The organism is Citrobacter sp. RHBSTW-01044 (genome assembly GCF_013781945.1).
Lineage (GTDB): Bacteria > Pseudomonadota > Gammaproteobacteria > Enterobacterales > Enterobacteriaceae > Citrobacter > Citrobacter braakii.
In genome coordinates, this window is sequence record NZ_CP056180.1 from 4,343,241 (window position 1) to 4,361,072 (window position 17,832).

Here is a 17,832-nt window from a genome sequence, read left to right on the forward strand (position 1 = left end):
GATCTTCTCCTGCGATAGTCATCGCCAGCTGCCGTGCAGATACGTTAGATCCAGCGTCAGCGGATCGTCGTCGTGCCACAACATCACCTCGAGATGCAGCGCCAGCGTCTGATGATGCGCATCTTTCACGCTGACAGTTAGCGCCTGAATCCGCGGCTCGTTGCGTAAAATGGCTGCGCGTAGCTGGCGACAATACCAGTTAAGCACCCGCTCATCGCCCGCGTTACATCCGTGCCATTCCGGGACGCCCCAGCTAAGCAACAGCGGTAGTGCGTCATCATCCGTAGGGGCTCGGGAGTTGAATAATCGATTCAACTCCCGGCACACCGACTCTCGTGGGCTTATCTCCTCATCCAGCAGCCTGTCGAATAGCGCAACCGGGATGAAAGGCTCCACCATTAGCTGCCTTTCTTATTCAGCGCCATATCCCAGACGGATGAACTGGTGCCCTGCTGGGTGCCTTCCGATTTCTGGGCGGTGATTTCCCATTTGATTTTGGTGAAGTTCAGCGACATCGTCTCTACCGGCTTACCGCCGGACCCGCCGCTGACGCTCAGGTGCGAGATCACCACGTTACTCAGGGTATAGACAATAAACGGCAGCATCGCGCTATTGTCGTTACGACAGAGCGTCAACTTCGCTTCTTTGATCACCTTCCCGCTACAGCAATACTCATTGAGCACCGGCGTGGCGAGATCGACAAACTTGGTCAGCGACATTTCACCCACGTGCGCCCGCCCGGAAGTACGTTCGGTATTACTGACGTCGTTAGTGACCTGCATCGCCACGTTATGGCTGTAGGACATGATCTCTATCTGATCTTTGAAGCCATCGGCCTGGCTTTCGCCTTTGATATCGTCAAGCTTTAAAAAAATCGCATCCATGGTCTATCTCCTTAGTAATCAAGCGGCAGCTGGCGGCGGCAATTCAGCCACCAGACGAATTGAGGTGGTCAACTCTTCTAACTGGAAGTGCGGACGCAGGAATACAACGGCGCGATAAACGCCCGGTTTGCCGGGAACATCACTCACGTCCACCCGTGCTTCACGCAGCGGATAACGCGCTTTAATCTCCTGTGGCGCGCTGTCGCGCAGCAACACATAGTCAGCAATCCAGTTATTGAGGTAACTCTCAACATCATCGCGGCTCATAAAGCTGCCGACCTTGTCGCGCATAATCACCTTCAGGTAATGCGCAAAACGGGAAGCGGCGAGGATGTAAGGCAGCATTGCGGAGATCCTCGCGTTGGCATTGGCCTCCGGGGTGTTGTAGATCCTTGCCTGATTGGTGGTCTGTCCGCCAAAGAACGCGGCGGTGTTGGTATTCTTCTTATGACACAGCACGATGAATCCCAGATCGTTAAGCTCCTTCTCACGCCTGTCGGTAATGGCTATTTCCGTCGGGCAGCGCAGGCTGATATCGCCGGATGGCGTGGAGAACGTATGCGCCGGGAGATCGGATACCAGGCCGCCGCCTTCCGCACCGCGGATCGCCGCACACCAGCCGTATAAGGCAAAAGCTTCGGTAATACGACTGGCCAGCATCCAGGCGGCATTGCCCCACAGATATTTGCTGGCATCAAGGCCGTCGACGTCCTCGATAAAGTTCACGCCTTCCACCGGCACCGTATCCGGGCCGTAAGGCAGGCGCTGCAACACGTGCGGCAGCACTAATGAGACATAGCGGGAGTCGTCGCTTTCGCGGAATGCCCGCCATTTAATCAGCTCGGTGCTTTCGAAGATCTTCGCCAGATCGCGAGGGACACCTAACTCGAGAAACGATCCCATATCAAACAAACGAGGACTGGCAGCGGCGATAAACGGCGCATGCGCGGCCGCCGCGACCTGGGAAAGTTTTTCCAGTAGCGCCACATCCTGCGGATGACGGCCAAACTCGAAATCACCGACCAGCACGCTATAGGGATTCCCCCCAAAAGTACCGTATTCATCCTCATACAATTTCTTAAACAACGTGCTCTGATCGAACTCAACCGCTTTTTCCAGATCGTCCTGCAGTTCTTTGCGCGAAACGTTTAGCAGACGTAATTTCAGTCGGGTGCTGGTCTCCGTATTCATCACAAACTGATGCAGACCGCGCCAGGAGGCTTCCAGTTTCTGCATATCCGGGTGATGCAATACCTCATTCAACTGGCCGCTGATAAGCTCGTCGATCTGCGCGATGCGATGGTTGATCATCGCCACCGTATCGCTTCCTATCGCCATCCCTTCATCAAGAATTTGCGTCGCCAGTTCTTCCAGCATGTCACGCGCGTAGGTCTGTTGTAGCTCATCGCGCGCCATCCGCCCTTCCTGGATAATGCGATCCAGCACGCTCAGCGTGACCGTCTGTCCGCCGTTTTCAGCTTGTTCCTGAACATTTTCCATTGTTCTTCTCCTGATTCAGTTACGCGTTTTCAGCCGGTTTTTCTTCAACGATGGGTCTCAAAGCCTGAAGCTCGGCGTTATCGTTTACCACCTGCTGTAGCAGCGCATCCAAATCGTCGTTACCATCCAGTTTGGTGAGCAGATCGCGCAGACGCTGCCGGGCAAGAAACAGTCGCTGAAGGGGTTTAACCTGATTGATAATATTGAGTGGAGAAAAATCATCGAACTCGTTAAAGCACAGCTCAACGTTCAATTTGCTGCCATCATTAGCCAGACGATTTTCAACCTGTATCGCCAGACGAGGTGAGAGGGAGGAAAGCACATCGTCAAAATTATCACGGTCAATTTCGACAAATCGCCGCTCACGTAATTTAGCGGGTGGGCATGCGGGATGTCCGGATAAATCAGCTAAAATACCAACAACTAAGGGAAGCTCTTTCTTCTCAATCGCGCCACCTGTTTCCACATCATACGTTATTTGCACGCGCGGCGGCCTAATACGGTTGAGTTTATGCTGAATGCTCTCGGCCATATTTAATCCTTTTTATTGCAATAGTATCCCTGGCACGACACTTACCGCACCATTATTCGAAAAGTCATATTCATGAATAACTAGCCGTAATATAAAAAACACAACACCCAATAAATATCAACTTAATTTTTTACTTTTCACACAAAAAAATAAATTGTTTGATAAAAATCAATTAACAAAAAATTAACCAATAAAAATCAACATGTTACAATTAAAATTGGTTATAAAATAATACTTTGCACTGAAAATATAAATTTAGTGAATATTTAAATGTTAAAAAAATTTATTACTTAAGATTCATCCAATGATGATTTAAGTCAAAAAAACAACCCCCACCATTAATTACCTTATTAATGACAATATAAAAGGACTTTATATGACAAACGGCCTATGCCATCCAGCCAATATAATATTAATCAGTATTTTAATTTTACTGAGTAGCGGTTGTTCATTATGGCAAAACCGTGTGGCATTTAATGATGTGGTCATTGAAACCGCAGCAGATGCAAACGATAACACGCCAGTCGCCGTGGATATTGTCGCGATTGCCGATAATGCGTTACTGCCAACCGTACAATCGCTGAGTGCGACACAGTGGTTTAACGCCAAATCACAACTCCTGCGCGATAGCCCTGACGGGTTGCATGTCTGGTCGCTGGAGCTGGTGCCGGATTCGCGTTTTGTGACCAAAAGCTCCCCTCTGCACGGCGTTAAGGCAGAGGCAATTCTGCTGTTTGCCCGCTACAGCAGCGCAGGAGAACACCGATTAACACTGGAAAAAGCAGATTCACTGCATCTGTTACTAATGACGGATGAAGCCGTCCTGGCACCATGAACAAGGAAGGGACTATGAGCACAATTCCGGCAATGGTTTGCTGGTATGAAGGGATGGCAATGCTACCTCAACATTTCCAGTTGCAGGCATTGCGTAATGAAACACTTTGTGCCGCGCTCACCGGGTGCGCTAATCCGTGGTTCTGGGGCGTCAACCGGCTCCAGATTGACGAGGCTGCGCTGTGTGCAGGAACGCTGCGTATTTTGCGCCTGGAGGCGATGATGCCCGATGGCACGCCGGTCAATTATGACATTAGCGACGATTTATCGCTGGAGTTTGACTGCGCCCGCTTGCTGCCTGCCGTACCAGACAGTGAACATATCCTTTGGCTGGCGCTGCCGCCGCTAAACCGTGCCGGACAGTGGCAGTTGATGAATAGCCGCTATCGCTCAGTCAACAGCGCCCCGCTACCTGACCTGAGTAGCGGTGAATTCCCCGAGAGCATTTCGCAATGGCAGCCCGTACCGCGTCTGGTTTGCCAGCACGATCGCGCTGATTTCGTCTGTCTGCCGCTGCTGCAGGTTGTGTATAGCGAAGGTGGATTTCGTCAGAGCGAGTGGTTTCCCCCCTCTCCCGCCTTCAACGAAGAGAGTTATCTGGCACGCCAAACCCGACAACTCTGCCTGCAGGCAAGAGAAAAAATTCTGTTTCTGAGCCGTGAAATGCAGTTGGCGCAACACGGACAACGCACCAACGACTGGCTATGGCTTACGCTGTCACTGCATAGTATCCAGGGGGCGTTGCCGCTGGTGGAAAGCTTGCTCAGCAGCGGGCGGCCACATCCACAGGATCTTTACCGCGCGCTGTGTCTCTTTATCGGACAAACGGCAATACTGACTCAGGATAAAACGCTGCCCCTGCTGCCAACCTTTGATTATCAGAACATGCTGCCCGCATTTGCCTCTCTTTTCACCGTACTGAAAAACCAGTTGGCGCATATTCATCGCCGCTATCAGCGGCTGAATTTCAGCAAGCTGGATAACTCTTTTTCACTGCAACTCCCTACAGATATCCACGCGGGAGAGCAGGTGGTGATAGGCCTGCTGATGCCCGGAGACAACGCCTCCAAAGCTGAAAAGTGGTTACAAATGAGTCTTATCACCAGCCAACCCTTTGTCCCTGTTCTGCGTCGTCAGCGGATGCACGGGATGACTTTCACGCCGCTGGCTGCAGAGCAGCGCAGTGACTGGGAAATCGACGGCAAGGTGGCCCTGTTTACCCTGACCCTTACCATCCAGTGGTTTGAAAAAGGGACGCCGTTGGTTATTGCCCCATTGCATGAAACAGAGGATATGCCGCAGCAGATCATGCTCTACCGTCAGGAGGATCGCCATGACAATCGCCAATCCTGATATGCCTGCCAGCCGTCTGTTTGATGAGATTTACACCCGCTGGCTGGCGCAGTTCGAACGCTGGAAACGCACTCCGCTACCGCCAGATGAGTTACATAATCAGGCCCTTGTATACGCCAGTCAGGTGGTAGAAGAGTATAACCGACGCCTGACCCGCGAACTGGGTTCGCCGTTTCAGCAGCAGATTGACGCGTCCGTTTATGCCCTGGTCGCGCTGATTGATGAGTCCGTACTCTATGGTGACTGGCCCGCGCTCTCCCTGTGGCAGTCCTGCCCGCTGGAGTATCATTTGTGGCAAACCCATAGCGCTGGGGACCAGATCCCCCGCCAGATCACCGCTCTGCTCAATGAACGTAACCCAGGAAAGCGGGATTTAGCCGCGCTGTATTTGCGCTGCCTGACGCTGGGGTTTGGTTCCCGACGTGGCGATTTTAACCTGCAGAATCATCAGGAAACCTGCCGCCTGCTGTGGCATTTTGCCTTTCAGCATGACGCTCAGCTCAGTGATATTGCCGAACGCATGGAATCGACCGCGCTGGGGACGCCTTTACACCTTCCGGCGCATCGCCGCCTGCCAGACAATTCGCGCCTGCATCTCATCGCCCTCGTAATACTTTTGGCGTTATTGCTGTTGAGTCAGCGACTGTGGCTAAGTATTGAAGATGCCATCGGCGTAAATTCGCTGCCAGATTTCCCGGTAACCCAGTCCTGCCAGGGAGATGATAAGTGACGCAACCCTGGCTTACGCTACTGATTATTCTCCTGGTGCTGTTGGCGATGACTCTCTGGTGCGTCTGGTGGCAATGGGAATACCGAAACGATACGTTCAACCGTGCGCAAAAGGAGATCCAGCGAGCCTGTACCAGTCAGGATCCTTACGACAGCGTGCGAATCCTGATGCTTGGCGACGAAGAGGATAACCGTCTGCTGTGCCGCAGTTGGTCACTTACCGACGGCCAGGAATACTGGTTCGGGCAATGGTGGTTTAATCCTCAGTGCAGCCTTCTGTGCCTGCCGCAAACGCTACAAACCGTTGGGAAGAAGCGGCTAATCCGTCAGAATGACTGGCAGAAGACGCTGTCTGCGTTGGTGAAAAGCCGCCCCCAGCGACCACTGGATGCACTGATTATCACCCTTTCATTAGAGACGCTGCATGACGATGATACCGTCCGCGCCAGCTTATTACATAACTGTCAGCAGTTGCAGCAGGTGTGCGGACTGAGTCTGCCAATTTACCTGATCATCAGCGGCATGGAATCACTGGAAGGTACAGCCGATCTGCTGGAGCTATTGCCGGAAGATGCTCGCCGCAGTCCGATTGGCAGCACGATTCCGGTCGCCAGAGAAGCCATTTGGAAACCGCAGTGGATCGACAATGCGCTGGACAATACCCGGACTTCTCTGCGGCTGTTCATCACCGAGCTTGGCGCGCTGCGAGGCAACACGCCGGAGGAATTATTCCGCTTGCCAGAAAGCTTCCCGCCGCTTGCCGCACCGTTGCATGACGCTTTTGACGCCCTGTTTAACAGTCATGCCCGCGATGAGCCACCGCAGCTGCGCGGGATCTGGTTTGTTGCCCGTACGCTGGACCATGACAAACCACAGATGCAGTTTTCTCAGTCGCTACTGAGCAGCAAAATTACCGCTGAGCGCGGTCTCGCGCTTCCGGTGCGCCGTTTGCTGCGCGTGAATTTACGCCGCCATTTCATCACTCTCGCGTGCTATAGCTGCCTTTGCGTTCTTTGGCTTGTCGCGATGACCTGGAGTTGGCAATACCAGCACACCCATGCCGTACTATTGCACGATCGTCTGCAGGTCCTCGCCACAGCCGTCCGGGCCGATATCACTGGTGAGCGTTCCACCGCGCTGTACTGGCGCGTTCTCAATGGCATTCCACAGTGGCAGTTTCGTTCCATCGTCTGGCCCGGCTCGCTGTTCAGCCGCACCGATACAAAATTGCGCGAGACGTTTAACAACGTCACCCTGGCTAGCCTGCTGGTACCAGCAACCAACAGTATCTGCCTGCAAAATCACAATGAAAGGGGCTTTGAGCAGGACGATTTGCTACCCGAAGAGCGTTACCGGCAAATTCAGAACTTGCTCACTCAGGCAAAACAAATGGAGTCGCGCTATTTGCCGTTGCTACAATTAATGCAGATGAAGCAACCGACTGTGCAGACGTTGGCAAACGTCAGCGCCAGCGTTTGGGGCGTGACCGTTGACACCGACTCTTTACCCTCCCAGGAAAAGCTCAACGAGATGTTTGCCACTCTCAATCTCTCGCGTCTGAAATTACCCGACGCTAGCGAGCTGACTCAGCGCAACAGCGTACTTTTTTCTCACGAAACCATGCGCTGGCTGGAGCAAAACTATGGCAATACCAGCCTGGATAACAACGAAGAGCAGCTCGAACAACTGTTGGCGCTGTTTGGCAATGGCACCGGGGTTACCCCCTTGTTCGTCCGCTCGCTGGTCCGCCAGGTCAGCCGCTTACAAGCAACACTGACGACCATTAATAACCTGAGTCGTGACGCAACAAATTCGCCAATCAGACTGCCACTGGATGAGCTGCTCACGCAGGCACGAACCCTTAGGCTTATCGACAACAGCGTGGTTCAGGAACTGCTCCGCCACGAAACCCTACTGCGCCAACGCTTTCTGGCGCAGGTTGATGGCTCCAGGCTGCACTTCTCCTCATTAACCGAGCAATCCCCGGAAGGACAATTCAGCGTATCGCCGGATCTTCTGGCATTACAAAAAAGTTTGCGTGATTTACTTAACCAACCCTTCTGGCAGCAGGGGGCAAGCCAGCCTACCGAGCTCTCCGTCGGTTATCCTGGCAACCTGCAACTTCAGCAGGCGCTGGCGCTGTATGGCGGATTTGAACGATTTATGCAGCAGCTTCCAGACAGCATCTGGCGACCTAAAATCACCATGCTGGCGCGACAGGCGGTGGAAAACGCCATACGTCAGACGCTATACACAGGGGCCACCGGAACCCCGGATAACAGCAATGTCAGCACCGCCAGCGCGGATTACATCATTGAAGCCTTCAACCAGCTTAATCGTCCTCAGCTTGCCATCGCATTGCGCCAACAAACGGCGGCCCAGGTGATTGCACGGGTGCGTCAGGACGGCAGCGCGTTACTTCCGCCGATTACCCCTCCGGCGGTCAATTACGCGACGACAGAACAGGCGCAGGCCAGCGGACAGAAAATTATCGGATGGGCTAGCGCCCAGGCAGAACAAATCTCTGGCGCATTAACCCGCTATAAGCAGGATATTGACTGGCTCGATAAACAGCGCCCATGGCTAAGCGCGACGGATAACCAGCTTATCGTTCGCTGGAGCAATTCACTGGCGACCATGAAGCGGCTGCAACAACAGGATCCTGCCAGTTCGCCGATGCAGATGGCGGCCCTTGCTGCCGCGCTGCCGACGCTCTCTGCGCAGAACTGCCAGAGTGAACTGACGCAGTTTCGCACCGCCAGCAGTAACGATTTTTACGGTCAGTCGCTGAACGCGCTGGCAGACGCATCATTGCAAAAATGTCAGCAGTTACGCCAACAGGCCAGCATTGGTGCGGTACAGAAGATCTTCAATCTGTACAACACCTGGCTTGCAGGGCGCTTCCCCTTTACCGCCGTGCCGCACTCAACAGATGCAGATGTCGATCGGGTACGTGAACTGACTCTTTTGCTGGCGCAACTCCCCGCCGAAACGCTATCCGAACAGCCGCCACTCATTCAACAACTGGCAGCGGCACAGCCGTTACTGTCGGCGTTGGTCAGCCCTGAAGGCGTGACGTTACGGGTTATCTGGCGGACCTCACGCAACCATGAGGCTGGCGCGGATCAGATTGCCGACTGGCGGCTTGTTGGCAATCAACAATCGATTAGCTACCCCGGCGGCACGACTGACCTGCACTGGCGCAGCGGTGATAGTCTGAACTTTAGTCTGCGCTGGGCAGCCAATTCCGCATGGCGTCCAATGCCAGGCCTGTCACAGACAGGCGTAACGGTAAGCGGTGATACTGGTCGTTGGCGCTGGCAGGGAGCGTGGGCACTGCTCAGGATGATTGAACAACAGCGCGTCGGTGGCGCGCCGACGCAACCGCTGCCGCTGCGTTTTTCGCTCCCCGTGGGCGATGGTCAGAAGCAATTGCAGTCAACCGTATTTTGGCAGGTCACGTTGTTAGATGCCCAAAGCAAAGCGCCGCTACCATGGATACCGCTTACCGAGCAGGGATTATCAGGAGGAAAATGATGGAACATATTGAGGCATTACTGGCCCCCATTCAGGCGGATAATCCGTGCGGGGACTCTATCCGTTATTCACCAGAGTTCGACCAGTTGGTCGCCGCCCGCCAGCAGGATGACGAAACGCTGCCCACCGGCGTCTGGCAAAGTACGCCGCGCCGCGCCGACTGGGATGAAGTCGCCAAAATCGCCACTGTGCTGACGAAAACGCTCAGTAAGGATCTGGTCATTATGAGCTGGTTGGGTGAGGCATGGATTAGAGTTCACGGCTTAGCAGCCCTGCCCAATGCGCTGGAATTAGTGGCCCTGGCGCTGGAGCAATACCCGGAGCAATTACATCCTAAAATTAAAGAAGGTGACTATGACTATCGCGCCGCGCCACTGTGCTGGATAGCGCAACATTACGCCACGCTGGTCGCTGAATCCCCGCTGTTTATAGCTCATGGGGAAAACATCTCCCTGATCCAGTGGCAGCAGGGAAAATTAGCTGACGTTCCGCTGCCTGGCGCGGACGAGGCCACCATATTATCCCTGACATCCAGCATGGAGTGGCTCCAACGGCTCAACAACGTCTGTCAGAGTTGGCCTACCGAATCGGCACCTTCATTTAATGTACTGGAGCAAAAAATCAAAACCTGCCTGCAGGCGTTGGGCAACACCTTGCCGGAACAGTCGCAACCTGTCGGGCAAGAAGCCGCATCAACGGTCAGCAACGGCGCCACGTTTCTTCACCGCGAAGAGGCGTATCAGATGATTAAACAGGTGGCAGACTATCTGGCGCGTACCGAGCCCCACAGTCCGGTACCGTATCTACTGTACCGGGCCTATACCTGGGGACATACACCACTGCCGGAACTGCTCAATGAACTGATCACCAGCGACGAATCCGCTCGCCGACTGTGGAGACAATTGGGGGTACTGCCATGAGTTGTCCTGCCGTATGTACAGGTGCGATGCTGCAATGCTCGTTTGGCATAGCGCCCGCCACACTGAACGTGTTGCCCACCAGCCGAACTATCGTCAACAGCCTGCCGATGGCGAATATTATGGATAACAAACCATTTGTAAACATTCTGCCGTTCGGCATGTGCAACAGCATCGCCAACCCGACCGTTGCTGCCGCAACCGCCGCTGCGCTCGGCGTGCTGACGCCAATGCCGTGCATTCCTGCCACCATTGCGCCATGGATGCCCGGTTCACCGACGATAATAGTCGGCAATGCGCCGGCTCTTACTGCGCAATCGCAGTTAATGTGCGCCTGGGGTGGGTTGATTCAAATTAGCTTTCCCGGGCAGTTAACGACCGTCGTCGCGTGATGTTATCCTCTTGAAATTAAGGGTAACAGTTGCAGGAGACGACGCAGCAAGATAGTTGCAGCGTCGTTAAAAACGGCTCACACACTCCATTGCAACCGTTTTGAACTCGCTGAAATTCCGGCACGCGCAGAGCCGCGTCATCGCGCGCTCGCGCAGGAAGGTGACGAAAATATCGTAGATCGCCATCGCTTCTTCGTATTCGCTTTTGCTGATGGCGAGCAGGAAGATCACATGCGCCGTTTCATCCCCCCAGGCGATACCCCGCGGGGCGAGGATGGTGTAGACCACCGTTTTCTTTGCCAGCAGACCGAGGGCGTGCGGCAGGGCAATGCTGTCACCCAGCATGGTGCTGACGATGGCCTCACGTTCAACCACCGAATCAAGAAACTCCGCATCGACAAAGCCTTCATCCTGCAACTGGCGACATAAAACGTTGAACAACGTTTGTTGATCCATTGGCTCATCGATCACACGAAAATGGGCAGCATCGAAGAATTTGTTCAACATCCACGGACGGGTTCTGTCGACCAGCACCAGTTTGCCAATTTGCTCCAGTTGATAATCGGTAGGGAACGGTGCAATCATCACCACAGGCTTATCTTTTTCACCAACCCGCGCGGTAGAGATGACGAAATCTTCGCTGATGCTTTCCCGCTGTTCGTAGTCGCGTAGCGTCACGGTATCAACGATTTCTATCTGCGGATACTTACGCGCCAGCACCGCCTCAATCATCCGCAGCATCGCATTTCCAGCATCGCATACCAGCAGAACTTTCGGCTGCCTCTGGTAACCGATGTTGTAACTACGCTCCAGCCCGACGCCAATATGCAGCACAAGGAAGCCAATCTCATTTTCACTGATGGTGTACGGCGTATATTTTCCCCATCCCGAGACGGCGGCCAGCGTCATGTCCCACGCCATCGGGTAGTGCTGTTTAATATTTTCCAGTAGCGGATTGGGGATCATTATCTGGTAACGCACCCGGGTGATCATCGTCTTAATATGCGTCAGCAGATCAGCATGTAACTGTTTGTCATTCAACAGGTTGTAGTTGTACTGGCTGTTGATAAAACGCAGGATGTAATTGACCAGCGCTTCGTCATCATCCGCATTGATGGCGCTGGGGGCGATCTCTTGTACCTGGCGGGCGGCGATATGCACCTGCAGCCAGTTCTCTTCGGAAACGGTAAGCGGTTTATCCGCCAGTCGGTGCAATACCGCTGCGATTTCCCGCGTGGCCAGGCACACTGATTGCTCGGCTTCTTCTGCGGCAAATTCCGGGAGGGGATACCCTTCGCTAATCCGCCGTACCGCCACCGCGCAGTACAACCGCAAAAACAGCTCACCCTCATCGGTCAGGCGAATGTGAAAACGGGCAAAAATATCCTGCAAAACAGGTTGTAGCTGTTCAGGGATCCCGGCATTTAGTGCCTCTTGCGTCACTAGCGGGTGCTGTGGATCCTGCTGTGCCAGCGTCCATAGCAGATCGGTCAAACAGGCGCGGATCGCCATCTCGCTGCCAAACAGCTTCATACCGTGACGGGGGCGCGTTTCCAGCGTCAGATGATAACGTTGCAGATGCTCGCGCACCTCAGCCATATCGTTTTGCAGCGTCGCGCGGCTGATAAACCATTCATCAGCCAAATCCTCCAGCTTCAGCGAAAAGGCCGACGTCAGAAAACGAACCACCAGCCAGTGCACCCGCTCCTGGCTGGTGCGCGGGATGCGCAGCAACGCGTCTGGCCGCTGCGTTTGCAGGGCATGATAACGTGCCGGGTCGTCAATTTTGAGTTGATAACCGTTACCCCGGCTGAGGACAAACTGCGCGCCGTACTGGGTGAGCAGCGCGTTTAGCGCAGTGATATCCGCCCGTACGGTGCGTGTGGAAACCGACAACCGCTGCGCCAGCTCGTCCTGTGGAAGCGCTTCGTTTTGCAGCATGCCAAACAGCTGCGCTAAACGTTGGTTGGGGAATCGCACGTCAGTTTCCTCATCAGTCAGTTAGCCTACGCAGGCCCGGGTCATCGCCATCAGCTGGCGCACGTCGTCCGGTCGGGTGTTACCACTCACCTTATCAATAATCGAACTATAGATGTGAGGAATGATTTTGCTCACTCCGGCATCCAGGGCGATCTGCAAAATTTCAGTGAAATTATCCAGATCGATACCGCCAGTTGGCTCCAGCCAGAAGTCATGACGGGCGCAGGCCTGGGCGACTGCAACGTACTCCTCACGGCACTTCAGGCCGCCCATTGGGAAGTATTTAATCGAGCTCCCCCCCATGTCTTTGAGCAACGCAATCGCGGTTTCTACCGGCACAATGCCGTCCGGCGTCTGGCTGCTCAGCGGACCGGTGGAGATTTTCACCCTGCCCGGAGTGCCGGTTGGCGAGACCAGACCGTTGACCACCGTCTCCTTCTGACCCAGCAGCGCGCGGCTGGTCGCCACGCCGGTAAAGACCTGATTAACATGCTGTGGCTGCACCTGACGGGAGATTTCACTGACTATCGCCGACTGGTTGGGATCGCCCGCCCCTAGCCCCACGGAGAGGGCATTGTCGATAAGCGCTGCGTATTCACGCATATCCGCAACCGCGCTTGCGACATCCGGGTAATTTTTTGACAACACACCGACCAGCACGTGTCCTTCCGCCGCCGCGTAAATATCCCGGGCATTTTCTTTGGAGCCCGCCAGCACGTTCAGGCAGACGCGGTCGCGATAAAAGTTAGGGGTCAGTTTCATGCTTTTTTCTCCTGCGAAATCACTTCACCAATTCGACGGGCCACAATCTCCAGTTGCGCGCGATCCACGCTGCGCACATCGGCTTCGATAATGCCTTCGTTAGCTTTGTAACCACGGAAGTAAATCGCGTACTCTCCCTGCTTGAGCGCGTCGACCAGTTCACCTGTGGCGATCCCGGTTACCGCTTCGTCAAACTTAATTTCCGTGCGCGCGATGTCGCGCCCTGCGCTGTCCCACACCACGCGGGCGCTTACGCCGTGAAGCTGGTTTAACGCATTAATGAACGGCGTCATTTTCTCGACCATCTCCGCGCCGCTCTCTTTCTGCGCGTTCAGATACAGTTCGATGGCGCAGGTCAGGCCAAGAATCCCCTCTTTACCCACCTTCATCGCCCGGCCAATCCCCGCGGTCTGGCGCTTCACCCACTCAACGTATTGGGTTTTGCCAATCACCAGGCCGCTGGTTGGCCCTTCAATCGCTTTCGCACCGCTATAAATCACCAGATCCGCACCAACCCGGTAGTAGCACTGCAAATCCTCTTCCGCTGCCGCATCCACGATTAGCGGCAGATTATGCGTACGCGCCACCACCGCAGCCTGTTCCACGCTGAGCATGCTTTTCTGGACGCAGTGGTGAGATTTGATATACAGAATGGCCGCCGTGCGTGGCGTAATGGCCGCCGCCAACTGAGTGGCGGAACATTCGTTGGCATAACCCGCTTCCACTAGCTTGCCGCCGCCGAGCGCCACCATGGTGCCAACCGGAGCGCCAAAGTTGACGTTGTGGCCTCTGGGCAGCACGATTTCGTTGTTCTCGATCGGCGCGACGTGCAGGTTCTCCAGCAGCCAGTCGCTGTCCTTAACCAGCACTCCAGCCACTGACAGGGCGATTCCGGCCGAAGCGCAGGAGACGACGGTTGCCCCTTCCACCTCCAGCAATTTCGCAATGTAGTCACCGGTCTTATTGACCAGGTCTTTCATCTCAAAATATTGATTCATCCCCGCCATTGCGGCCTGAACCACTTCTGGTCGTGGCGTAGAAACGCCGAGCGCCGTCATGCGGCCTGAGGTGTTAATCACCTGTTTTAAATTGTATTTCTCAAAAATCGAAGGCATGTTCCGCGCTCCCTTGTTCGGTCATATAGCCCTTGCCCGCACGTATTGCGGCAAGCGGCACCAGCAGTTGTTCAGCCTGCAGGCTGTCGTTTTCTGCATCTACCAGCACGGTTGGCTGGCGCTTAAGCGTAAAGAGGGTTAAATCGGCATCCAGACCAACCTGCAGTCGCCCTTTCTGTTTCAGGCGCAGACCATCGGCGGCATTGGCAGTAACGCACTCAATGACCTGCGGTAGCGACATCCCAATGGCGAGAAATTTCGACATCACATTCGCCAGGGAATACACCGGGCCGCTGATACGGTTGCGACAATAAATATCGGAGCTGATGGTGTGCGGCAAAATGCCCAGACCAATAGCGCGTTTTGCCACCGCAAAGCTCAGGCTGGCAGTGCCATGCCCAACGTCCAGACGCACGCCGCGTGAAATCGCCCGCGTCACTGACGCCCGCAGCTCGCCTTGCGGCGTCAGAATGCGATTCGGCTTACCGTTGTAGCAGTGGGTAATGATGTCGCCCGCGGTCAGGCGTTCGGCGATCTCATCCAGATCCGGCGGATTGTTGCCGATGTGCACCATCAGCGGCAGGTCACCGTTCTGCGCTTGCATCGCTTTGGCGCGCTCCAGCGGCGTAATGCCGTTTTCACCGACCACGCTGCTGCTCATGCGCGCCTTCAGGCCGACGATAAAATCAGGATGGCGCTTCACCGCCTGTCGAACCGCATCGGCGTCAATGTTGGCCATATTAGCCAGCTCGTTCTGGGCGATAAGCCCAACGCGGGAAATATTCAGCAGCGCATACACTTCGGTGGTCGCTTCCCGGGTCAGGGTATAAAAATCATCGATATCATCCGCCCCGGTACTACCCGCATCCACCACCGTGGTAACGCCGGTAGCTATACCGACGCTGTCCGGCTGGTCGTGATAAATCGGGGATTTCGGATAGCAGTGAACGTGGGAATCAATCCAACCTGCGCTGACGTAGTACTCGCCGCCCAGTTCGATGGTTTTCAGCGCCGGGCCATCAACGTCGCCCAACGCCGCAATTTTGCCGTCTTTGAGCGCAATATCGCTCACCGTATCGTCAACGAGGCGCGCACGGCGCAGGAGTAAATCAAACATCGCTCTCTCCTTTGCCGGATGGCGGCGCAACTGCCTCATCCGGCCTACAAATCAACAGTTAGCTAATGGCAATCGGGAAGATGGACCCGAGGATCATCGCCCCAAGGATCGCCCCGCCGGTGATCGGTTTCTGCCACAGGTAAAACAGCAGCGCGCCCGCCAGTGAACCGATGCCGATAGGGATAGAAGCCGTCATCGCGCTGAGGATAATCAATGGTCCGAGGAAGCGACCGGAGGCGTTACCGGCCCCCATCATGACATCCGCACCGTAGGTCGAGTCGCTCTGATTGATGGTGAACTTACGCGCCAGAATAATGATGTAGCCAATCGCCAGACCAATCACCAGACCGGTGACCAGCGACGCTGCGAAGTTGGCAACCGGGAAGATAATGCCTGCGCCCAGCAGCAGCGCCGGAACACCTAACCCGACCCCGGTCTGAATCGCCCCGCCAATATCCAGAATCCCCACCAGCGAACCTTCAATGATGCGGGCAAACAGGAAGCTTGCACCAAATGCCGCCACCGCCCCGTAGGAGCCGGTGTCCATTCCCGCCTTCAGCATCGCCACAAAAGCGACTTCGTTAAATGCGCCAATACCGTACAGGTAGTACATGTGCGTTCCGGCAAATACGCCAGAGGAGAGCAGGCCAACGAAGATCGGGAACGACCAGTCAGCGAACCAAAAACCTTTATTCTGTTCCATGATGGCCTCCGTTATTTGCCGCTGAGCGAGTTGTGGATCAGTTCGAGCCAGTTAGGCACGGTCAGATGGAAGGATTCGATCATCTTCATGTCGAAGCCGCGGAAGAAGCCGCTCAGGACAAACAGCGCGACGATAGCCACCATCATCACTTTAGTGACGTGGTTCCAGCCGCTCTCTTCCACGCCTTTACCGATCAGAATGCCAAGGACCAGACCCGGAACGGCGTTGCCCATAATCAGCTGCGCCGCGCCGCCAAAGACGGTGGCCCAGAAGCCTGATTTTTTACCGGCATCGATCGCCGCCAGCCAGAAGATCACCGGCATCACGGTGTTGACCAGCAGGTTAGCCGCAGGCACCAGCACCTTGACGGCAGTCACCTGCAACGCTTCCGGTACGGATGACGCCGTAAGGTTCAGGAAGGTCACGACGATCATCCCGATAACGCCGCAGGCAATCGCCATGCGCTTGGGATCGTGCAGCGTTTCACCGACGTTGCGGTTTTTAACCATCAGCGCAGCAGCGCCCCAGTTGGGGATGATGCGATGGTCGACGTCCTGAGTGAACGCCCCCGCCGCAACAGAGGAAGCCCAGGCGTTAAAGAAGAAGCCCAGGCCGAACGAGAAGTGAGAAGCCGGATCCCCTTCGCAGGAATTCAGTTCTCCCAGAGTACGAAACGCGCCCATCCCTTGAGTGGTAGGCGCATGAAACATGCGTGCAGCCCCAGCGCCGACACCGACGCCAACCAGGCCGCCGATGATGAGCGATTTTATTAATATTATCAGGAACATAATTATGCCTTTTAATAAAGAATCAGCGTTGCGTAACGAAATCCACCTTGTCGAGATTGATGGCAGTCACGTTGACGGTCACGTCCAGCTCCACGCTGAAGGTGCGTCTTTCCCGGCGCAAAAAGAGGAATAAAAATGCCTCTTTGCGCACCGATTCACGCGCTTGAACAACCTGCACATCCTGTGGCTCAATACGCAGTAAGATATGCGGCGACGCTTTCATCACCGCAGCCTGAACGTGGTTCAGGGCATCGGCAAAGGCGCGCGCTTTGGCCTCGCCCTTGCCAGTGACTCTCACCGTGGTGGTGAATTGTTCTTTCATGCTTAAGCGCCGTGTTTCTTTTGCCACGCCTGTACCAGGCGCTCGCCGAGTTCTTCTTTGTCCATAAAACCGAACCCCAGCACGTTGCAACCTTCGTTGATGGCCGTGACCCCTTCATCAACCGAGCGCATGCCGTATTTCGCCTTGTAGCCGTATTTGGTCTGCGCGGTAATCGCACCCGCGCCGCCACTGCCGCAAAACGAGATACCAAAGGTGGCGTTTTCCGCTTTCATCACGTCACCCAGCTTCATATCTGCCGCAACGCCCGGCACCACAACCGCACGACCGCCCGCTTTCTCAACGCCTGCCGCCACTTTCTGGCCTTTACCCAGACGATCGCCAATCACTACGGTAATCTGTTCCATCT

General features: G+C 55.0%; 18 protein-coding genes. 6 read left to right on the plus strand and 12 right to left on the minus strand.

Annotated features, from left to right (window positions below; genetic code table 11):
* Window positions 1-18: 18 nt before the first annotated feature.
* From HV352_RS20790 to tssB, 4 genes are read right to left on the minus strand one after another with little or no spacing between them, the layout of a single operon-like run.
* Window positions 19-399: a GPW/gp25 family protein gene (locus tag HV352_RS20790; protein ID WP_019078239.1), complete on the minus strand. Its 381-nt coding sequence runs from the start codon at window positions 397-399 to the stop codon at window positions 19-21.
* Window positions 399-884, minus strand: a complete 486-nt coding sequence (locus HV352_RS20795) for an Hcp family type VI secretion system effector (protein WP_016155551.1) — start codon at window positions 882-884, stop codon at window positions 399-401. Before HV352_RS20795 ends, HV352_RS20790 begins: the two co-directional genes overlap by 1 nt.
* Before the next feature lie 18 nt (window positions 885-902).
* Window positions 903-2,384 (minus strand): type VI secretion system contractile sheath large subunit, encoded by a 1,482-nt coding sequence (tssC, locus tag HV352_RS20800; RefSeq protein ID WP_016155550.1) that lies wholly within the window; start codon window positions 2,382-2,384, stop codon window positions 903-905.
* A 19-nt stretch (window positions 2,385-2,403) separates the two neighbouring features.
* The gene (gene tssB, locus HV352_RS20805; protein WP_016155549.1) at window positions 2,404-2,916 is read right to left on the minus strand and encodes a type VI secretion system contractile sheath small subunit; all 513 of its coding nucleotides are present in this window, start codon (window positions 2,914-2,916) and stop codon (window positions 2,404-2,406) included.
* 466 nt (window positions 2,917-3,382) lie between these two features.
* Here tssB and HV352_RS20810 point away from each other — a divergent pair, with 466 nt between their 5' ends.
* The 6 genes from HV352_RS20810 to HV352_RS20835 are packed head-to-tail and all read left to right on the plus strand — an operon-like array spanning window position 3,383 to window position 10,678.
* The gene (locus HV352_RS20810; protein WP_225836825.1) at window positions 3,383-3,751 is read left to right on the plus strand and encodes a T6SS protein Cts2N; all 369 of its coding nucleotides are present in this window, start codon (window positions 3,383-3,385) and stop codon (window positions 3,749-3,751) included.
* Between the two features lie 14 nt (window positions 3,752-3,765).
* Window positions 3,766-5,103: a type VI secretion system baseplate subunit TssK gene (tssK, locus tag HV352_RS20815; RefSeq protein ID WP_137380569.1), complete on the plus strand. Its 1,338-nt coding sequence runs from the start codon at window positions 3,766-3,768 to the stop codon at window positions 5,101-5,103.
* On the plus strand, window positions 5,084-5,833 hold the full coding sequence (locus HV352_RS20820) for a DotU family type IV/VI secretion system protein (protein WP_049043247.1): 750 nt from the start codon (window positions 5,084-5,086) through the stop codon (window positions 5,831-5,833). The genes tssK and HV352_RS20820 overlap by 20 nt, the downstream gene beginning before the upstream one ends.
* Complete coding sequence (locus tag HV352_RS20825) at window positions 5,830-9,369, plus strand: type VI secretion protein IcmF/TssM N-terminal domain-containing protein (protein ID WP_181635064.1); 3,540 nt, start codon at window positions 5,830-5,832, stop codon at window positions 9,367-9,369. The genes HV352_RS20820 and HV352_RS20825 overlap by 4 nt, the downstream gene beginning before the upstream one ends.
* Window positions 9,366-10,289 (plus strand): type VI secretion system ImpA family N-terminal domain-containing protein, encoded by a 924-nt coding sequence (locus tag HV352_RS20830; protein ID WP_249415449.1) that lies wholly within the window; start codon window positions 9,366-9,368, stop codon window positions 10,287-10,289. The genes HV352_RS20825 and HV352_RS20830 overlap by 4 nt, the downstream gene beginning before the upstream one ends.
* Window positions 10,286-10,678 carry a DUF4280 domain-containing protein gene (locus tag HV352_RS20835; protein WP_181635065.1) on the plus strand — a complete coding sequence of 131 codons (393 nt, stop codon included), beginning with the start codon at window positions 10,286-10,288 and terminating at the stop codon, window positions 10,676-10,678. Before HV352_RS20830 ends, HV352_RS20835 begins: the two co-directional genes overlap by 4 nt.
* Window positions 10,679-10,744: 66 nt before the next feature.
* Here HV352_RS20835 and HV352_RS20840 read toward each other — a convergent pair whose 3' ends face one another.
* From HV352_RS20840 to HV352_RS20875, 8 genes are read right to left on the minus strand one after another with little or no spacing between them, the layout of a single operon-like run.
* A complete protein-coding gene (locus HV352_RS20840; protein ID WP_181635066.1) occupies window positions 10,745-12,658 on the minus strand; it encodes a PRD domain-containing protein in 1,914 nt (637 codons plus the stop codon).
* 21 nt (window positions 12,659-12,679) lie between these two features.
* A complete protein-coding gene (locus HV352_RS20845) occupies window positions 12,680-13,420 on the minus strand; it encodes a KDGP aldolase family protein (RefSeq protein WP_137367040.1) in 741 nt (246 codons plus the stop codon).
* Window positions 13,417-14,535 carry a DgaE family pyridoxal phosphate-dependent ammonia lyase gene (locus HV352_RS20850; RefSeq protein ID WP_049283024.1) on the minus strand — a complete coding sequence of 373 codons (1,119 nt, stop codon included), beginning with the start codon at window positions 14,533-14,535 and terminating at the stop codon, window positions 13,417-13,419. The genes HV352_RS20845 and HV352_RS20850 overlap by 4 nt, the downstream gene beginning before the upstream one ends.
* Complete coding sequence (locus HV352_RS20855) at window positions 14,519-15,652, minus strand: amidohydrolase/deacetylase family metallohydrolase (RefSeq protein ID WP_047358560.1); 1,134 nt, start codon at window positions 15,650-15,652, stop codon at window positions 14,519-14,521. The genes HV352_RS20850 and HV352_RS20855 overlap by 17 nt, the downstream gene beginning before the upstream one ends.
* Window positions 15,653-15,710: 58 nt before the next feature.
* Window positions 15,711-16,355, minus strand: coding sequence for a DUF4310 family protein (locus HV352_RS20860; protein ID WP_003830379.1), 645 nt, complete (start codon window positions 16,353-16,355; stop codon window positions 15,711-15,713).
* Between the two features lie 11 nt (window positions 16,356-16,366).
* On the minus strand, window positions 16,367-17,143 hold the full coding sequence (locus HV352_RS20865; protein WP_005134210.1) for a DUF4311 domain-containing protein: 777 nt from the start codon (window positions 17,141-17,143) through the stop codon (window positions 16,367-16,369).
* 22 nt (window positions 17,144-17,165) lie between these two features.
* Complete coding sequence (locus HV352_RS20870) at window positions 17,166-17,465, minus strand: DUF4312 family protein (protein WP_016151468.1); 300 nt, start codon at window positions 17,463-17,465, stop codon at window positions 17,166-17,168.
* Between the two features lie 2 nt (window positions 17,466-17,467).
* Window positions 17,468-17,830 carry an SFCGS family glycine-rich protein gene (locus tag HV352_RS20875; RefSeq protein WP_003830384.1) on the minus strand — a complete coding sequence of 121 codons (363 nt, stop codon included), beginning with the start codon at window positions 17,828-17,830 and terminating at the stop codon, window positions 17,468-17,470.
* Window positions 17,831-17,832: the final 2 nt, after the last annotated feature.

Coding starts and splice junctions, on each gene's coding strand:
- HV352_RS20790 (WP_019078239.1), bottom strand. CDS start 399: ATGGTGGAGCCTTTCATCCCGGTTGCGCTATTCGACAGGCTGCTGGAT.
- HV352_RS20795 (WP_016155551.1), bottom strand. CDS start 884: ATGGATGCGATTTTTTTAAAGCTTGACGATATCAAAGGCGAAAGCCAG.
- tssC (WP_016155550.1), bottom strand. CDS start 2,384: ATGGAAAATGTTCAGGAACAAGCTGAAAACGGCGGACAGACGGTCACG.
- tssB (WP_016155549.1), bottom strand. CDS start 2,916: ATGGCCGAGAGCATTCAGCATAAACTCAACCGTATTAGGCCGCCGCGC.
- tssK (WP_137380569.1), top strand. CDS start 3,766: ATGAGCACAATTCCGGCAATGGTTTGCTGGTATGAAGGGATGGCAATG.
- HV352_RS20820 (WP_049043247.1), top strand. CDS start 5,084: ATGACAATCGCCAATCCTGATATGCCTGCCAGCCGTCTGTTTGATGAG.
- HV352_RS20830 (WP_249415449.1), top strand. CDS start 9,366: ATGATGGAACATATTGAGGCATTACTGGCCCCCATTCAGGCGGATAAT.
- HV352_RS20835 (WP_181635065.1), top strand. CDS start 10,286: ATGAGTTGTCCTGCCGTATGTACAGGTGCGATGCTGCAATGCTCGTTT.
- HV352_RS20845 (WP_137367040.1), bottom strand. CDS start 13,420: ATGAAACTGACCCCTAACTTTTATCGCGACCGCGTCTGCCTGAACGTG.
- HV352_RS20850 (WP_049283024.1), bottom strand. CDS start 14,535: ATGCCTTCGATTTTTGAGAAATACAATTTAAAACAGGTGATTAACACC.
- HV352_RS20855 (WP_047358560.1), bottom strand. CDS start 15,652: ATGTTTGATTTACTCCTGCGCCGTGCGCGCCTCGTTGACGATACGGTG.
- HV352_RS20860 (WP_003830379.1), bottom strand. CDS start 16,355: ATGGAACAGAATAAAGGTTTTTGGTTCGCTGACTGGTCGTTCCCGATC.
- HV352_RS20865 (WP_005134210.1), bottom strand. CDS start 17,143: ATGTTCCTGATAATATTAATAAAATCGCTCATCATCGGCGGCCTGGTT.
- HV352_RS20870 (WP_016151468.1), bottom strand. CDS start 17,465: ATGAAAGAACAATTCACCACCACGGTGAGAGTCACTGGCAAGGGCGAG.
- HV352_RS20875 (WP_003830384.1), bottom strand. CDS start 17,830: ATGGAACAGATTACCGTAGTGATTGGCGATCGTCTGGGTAAAGGCCAG.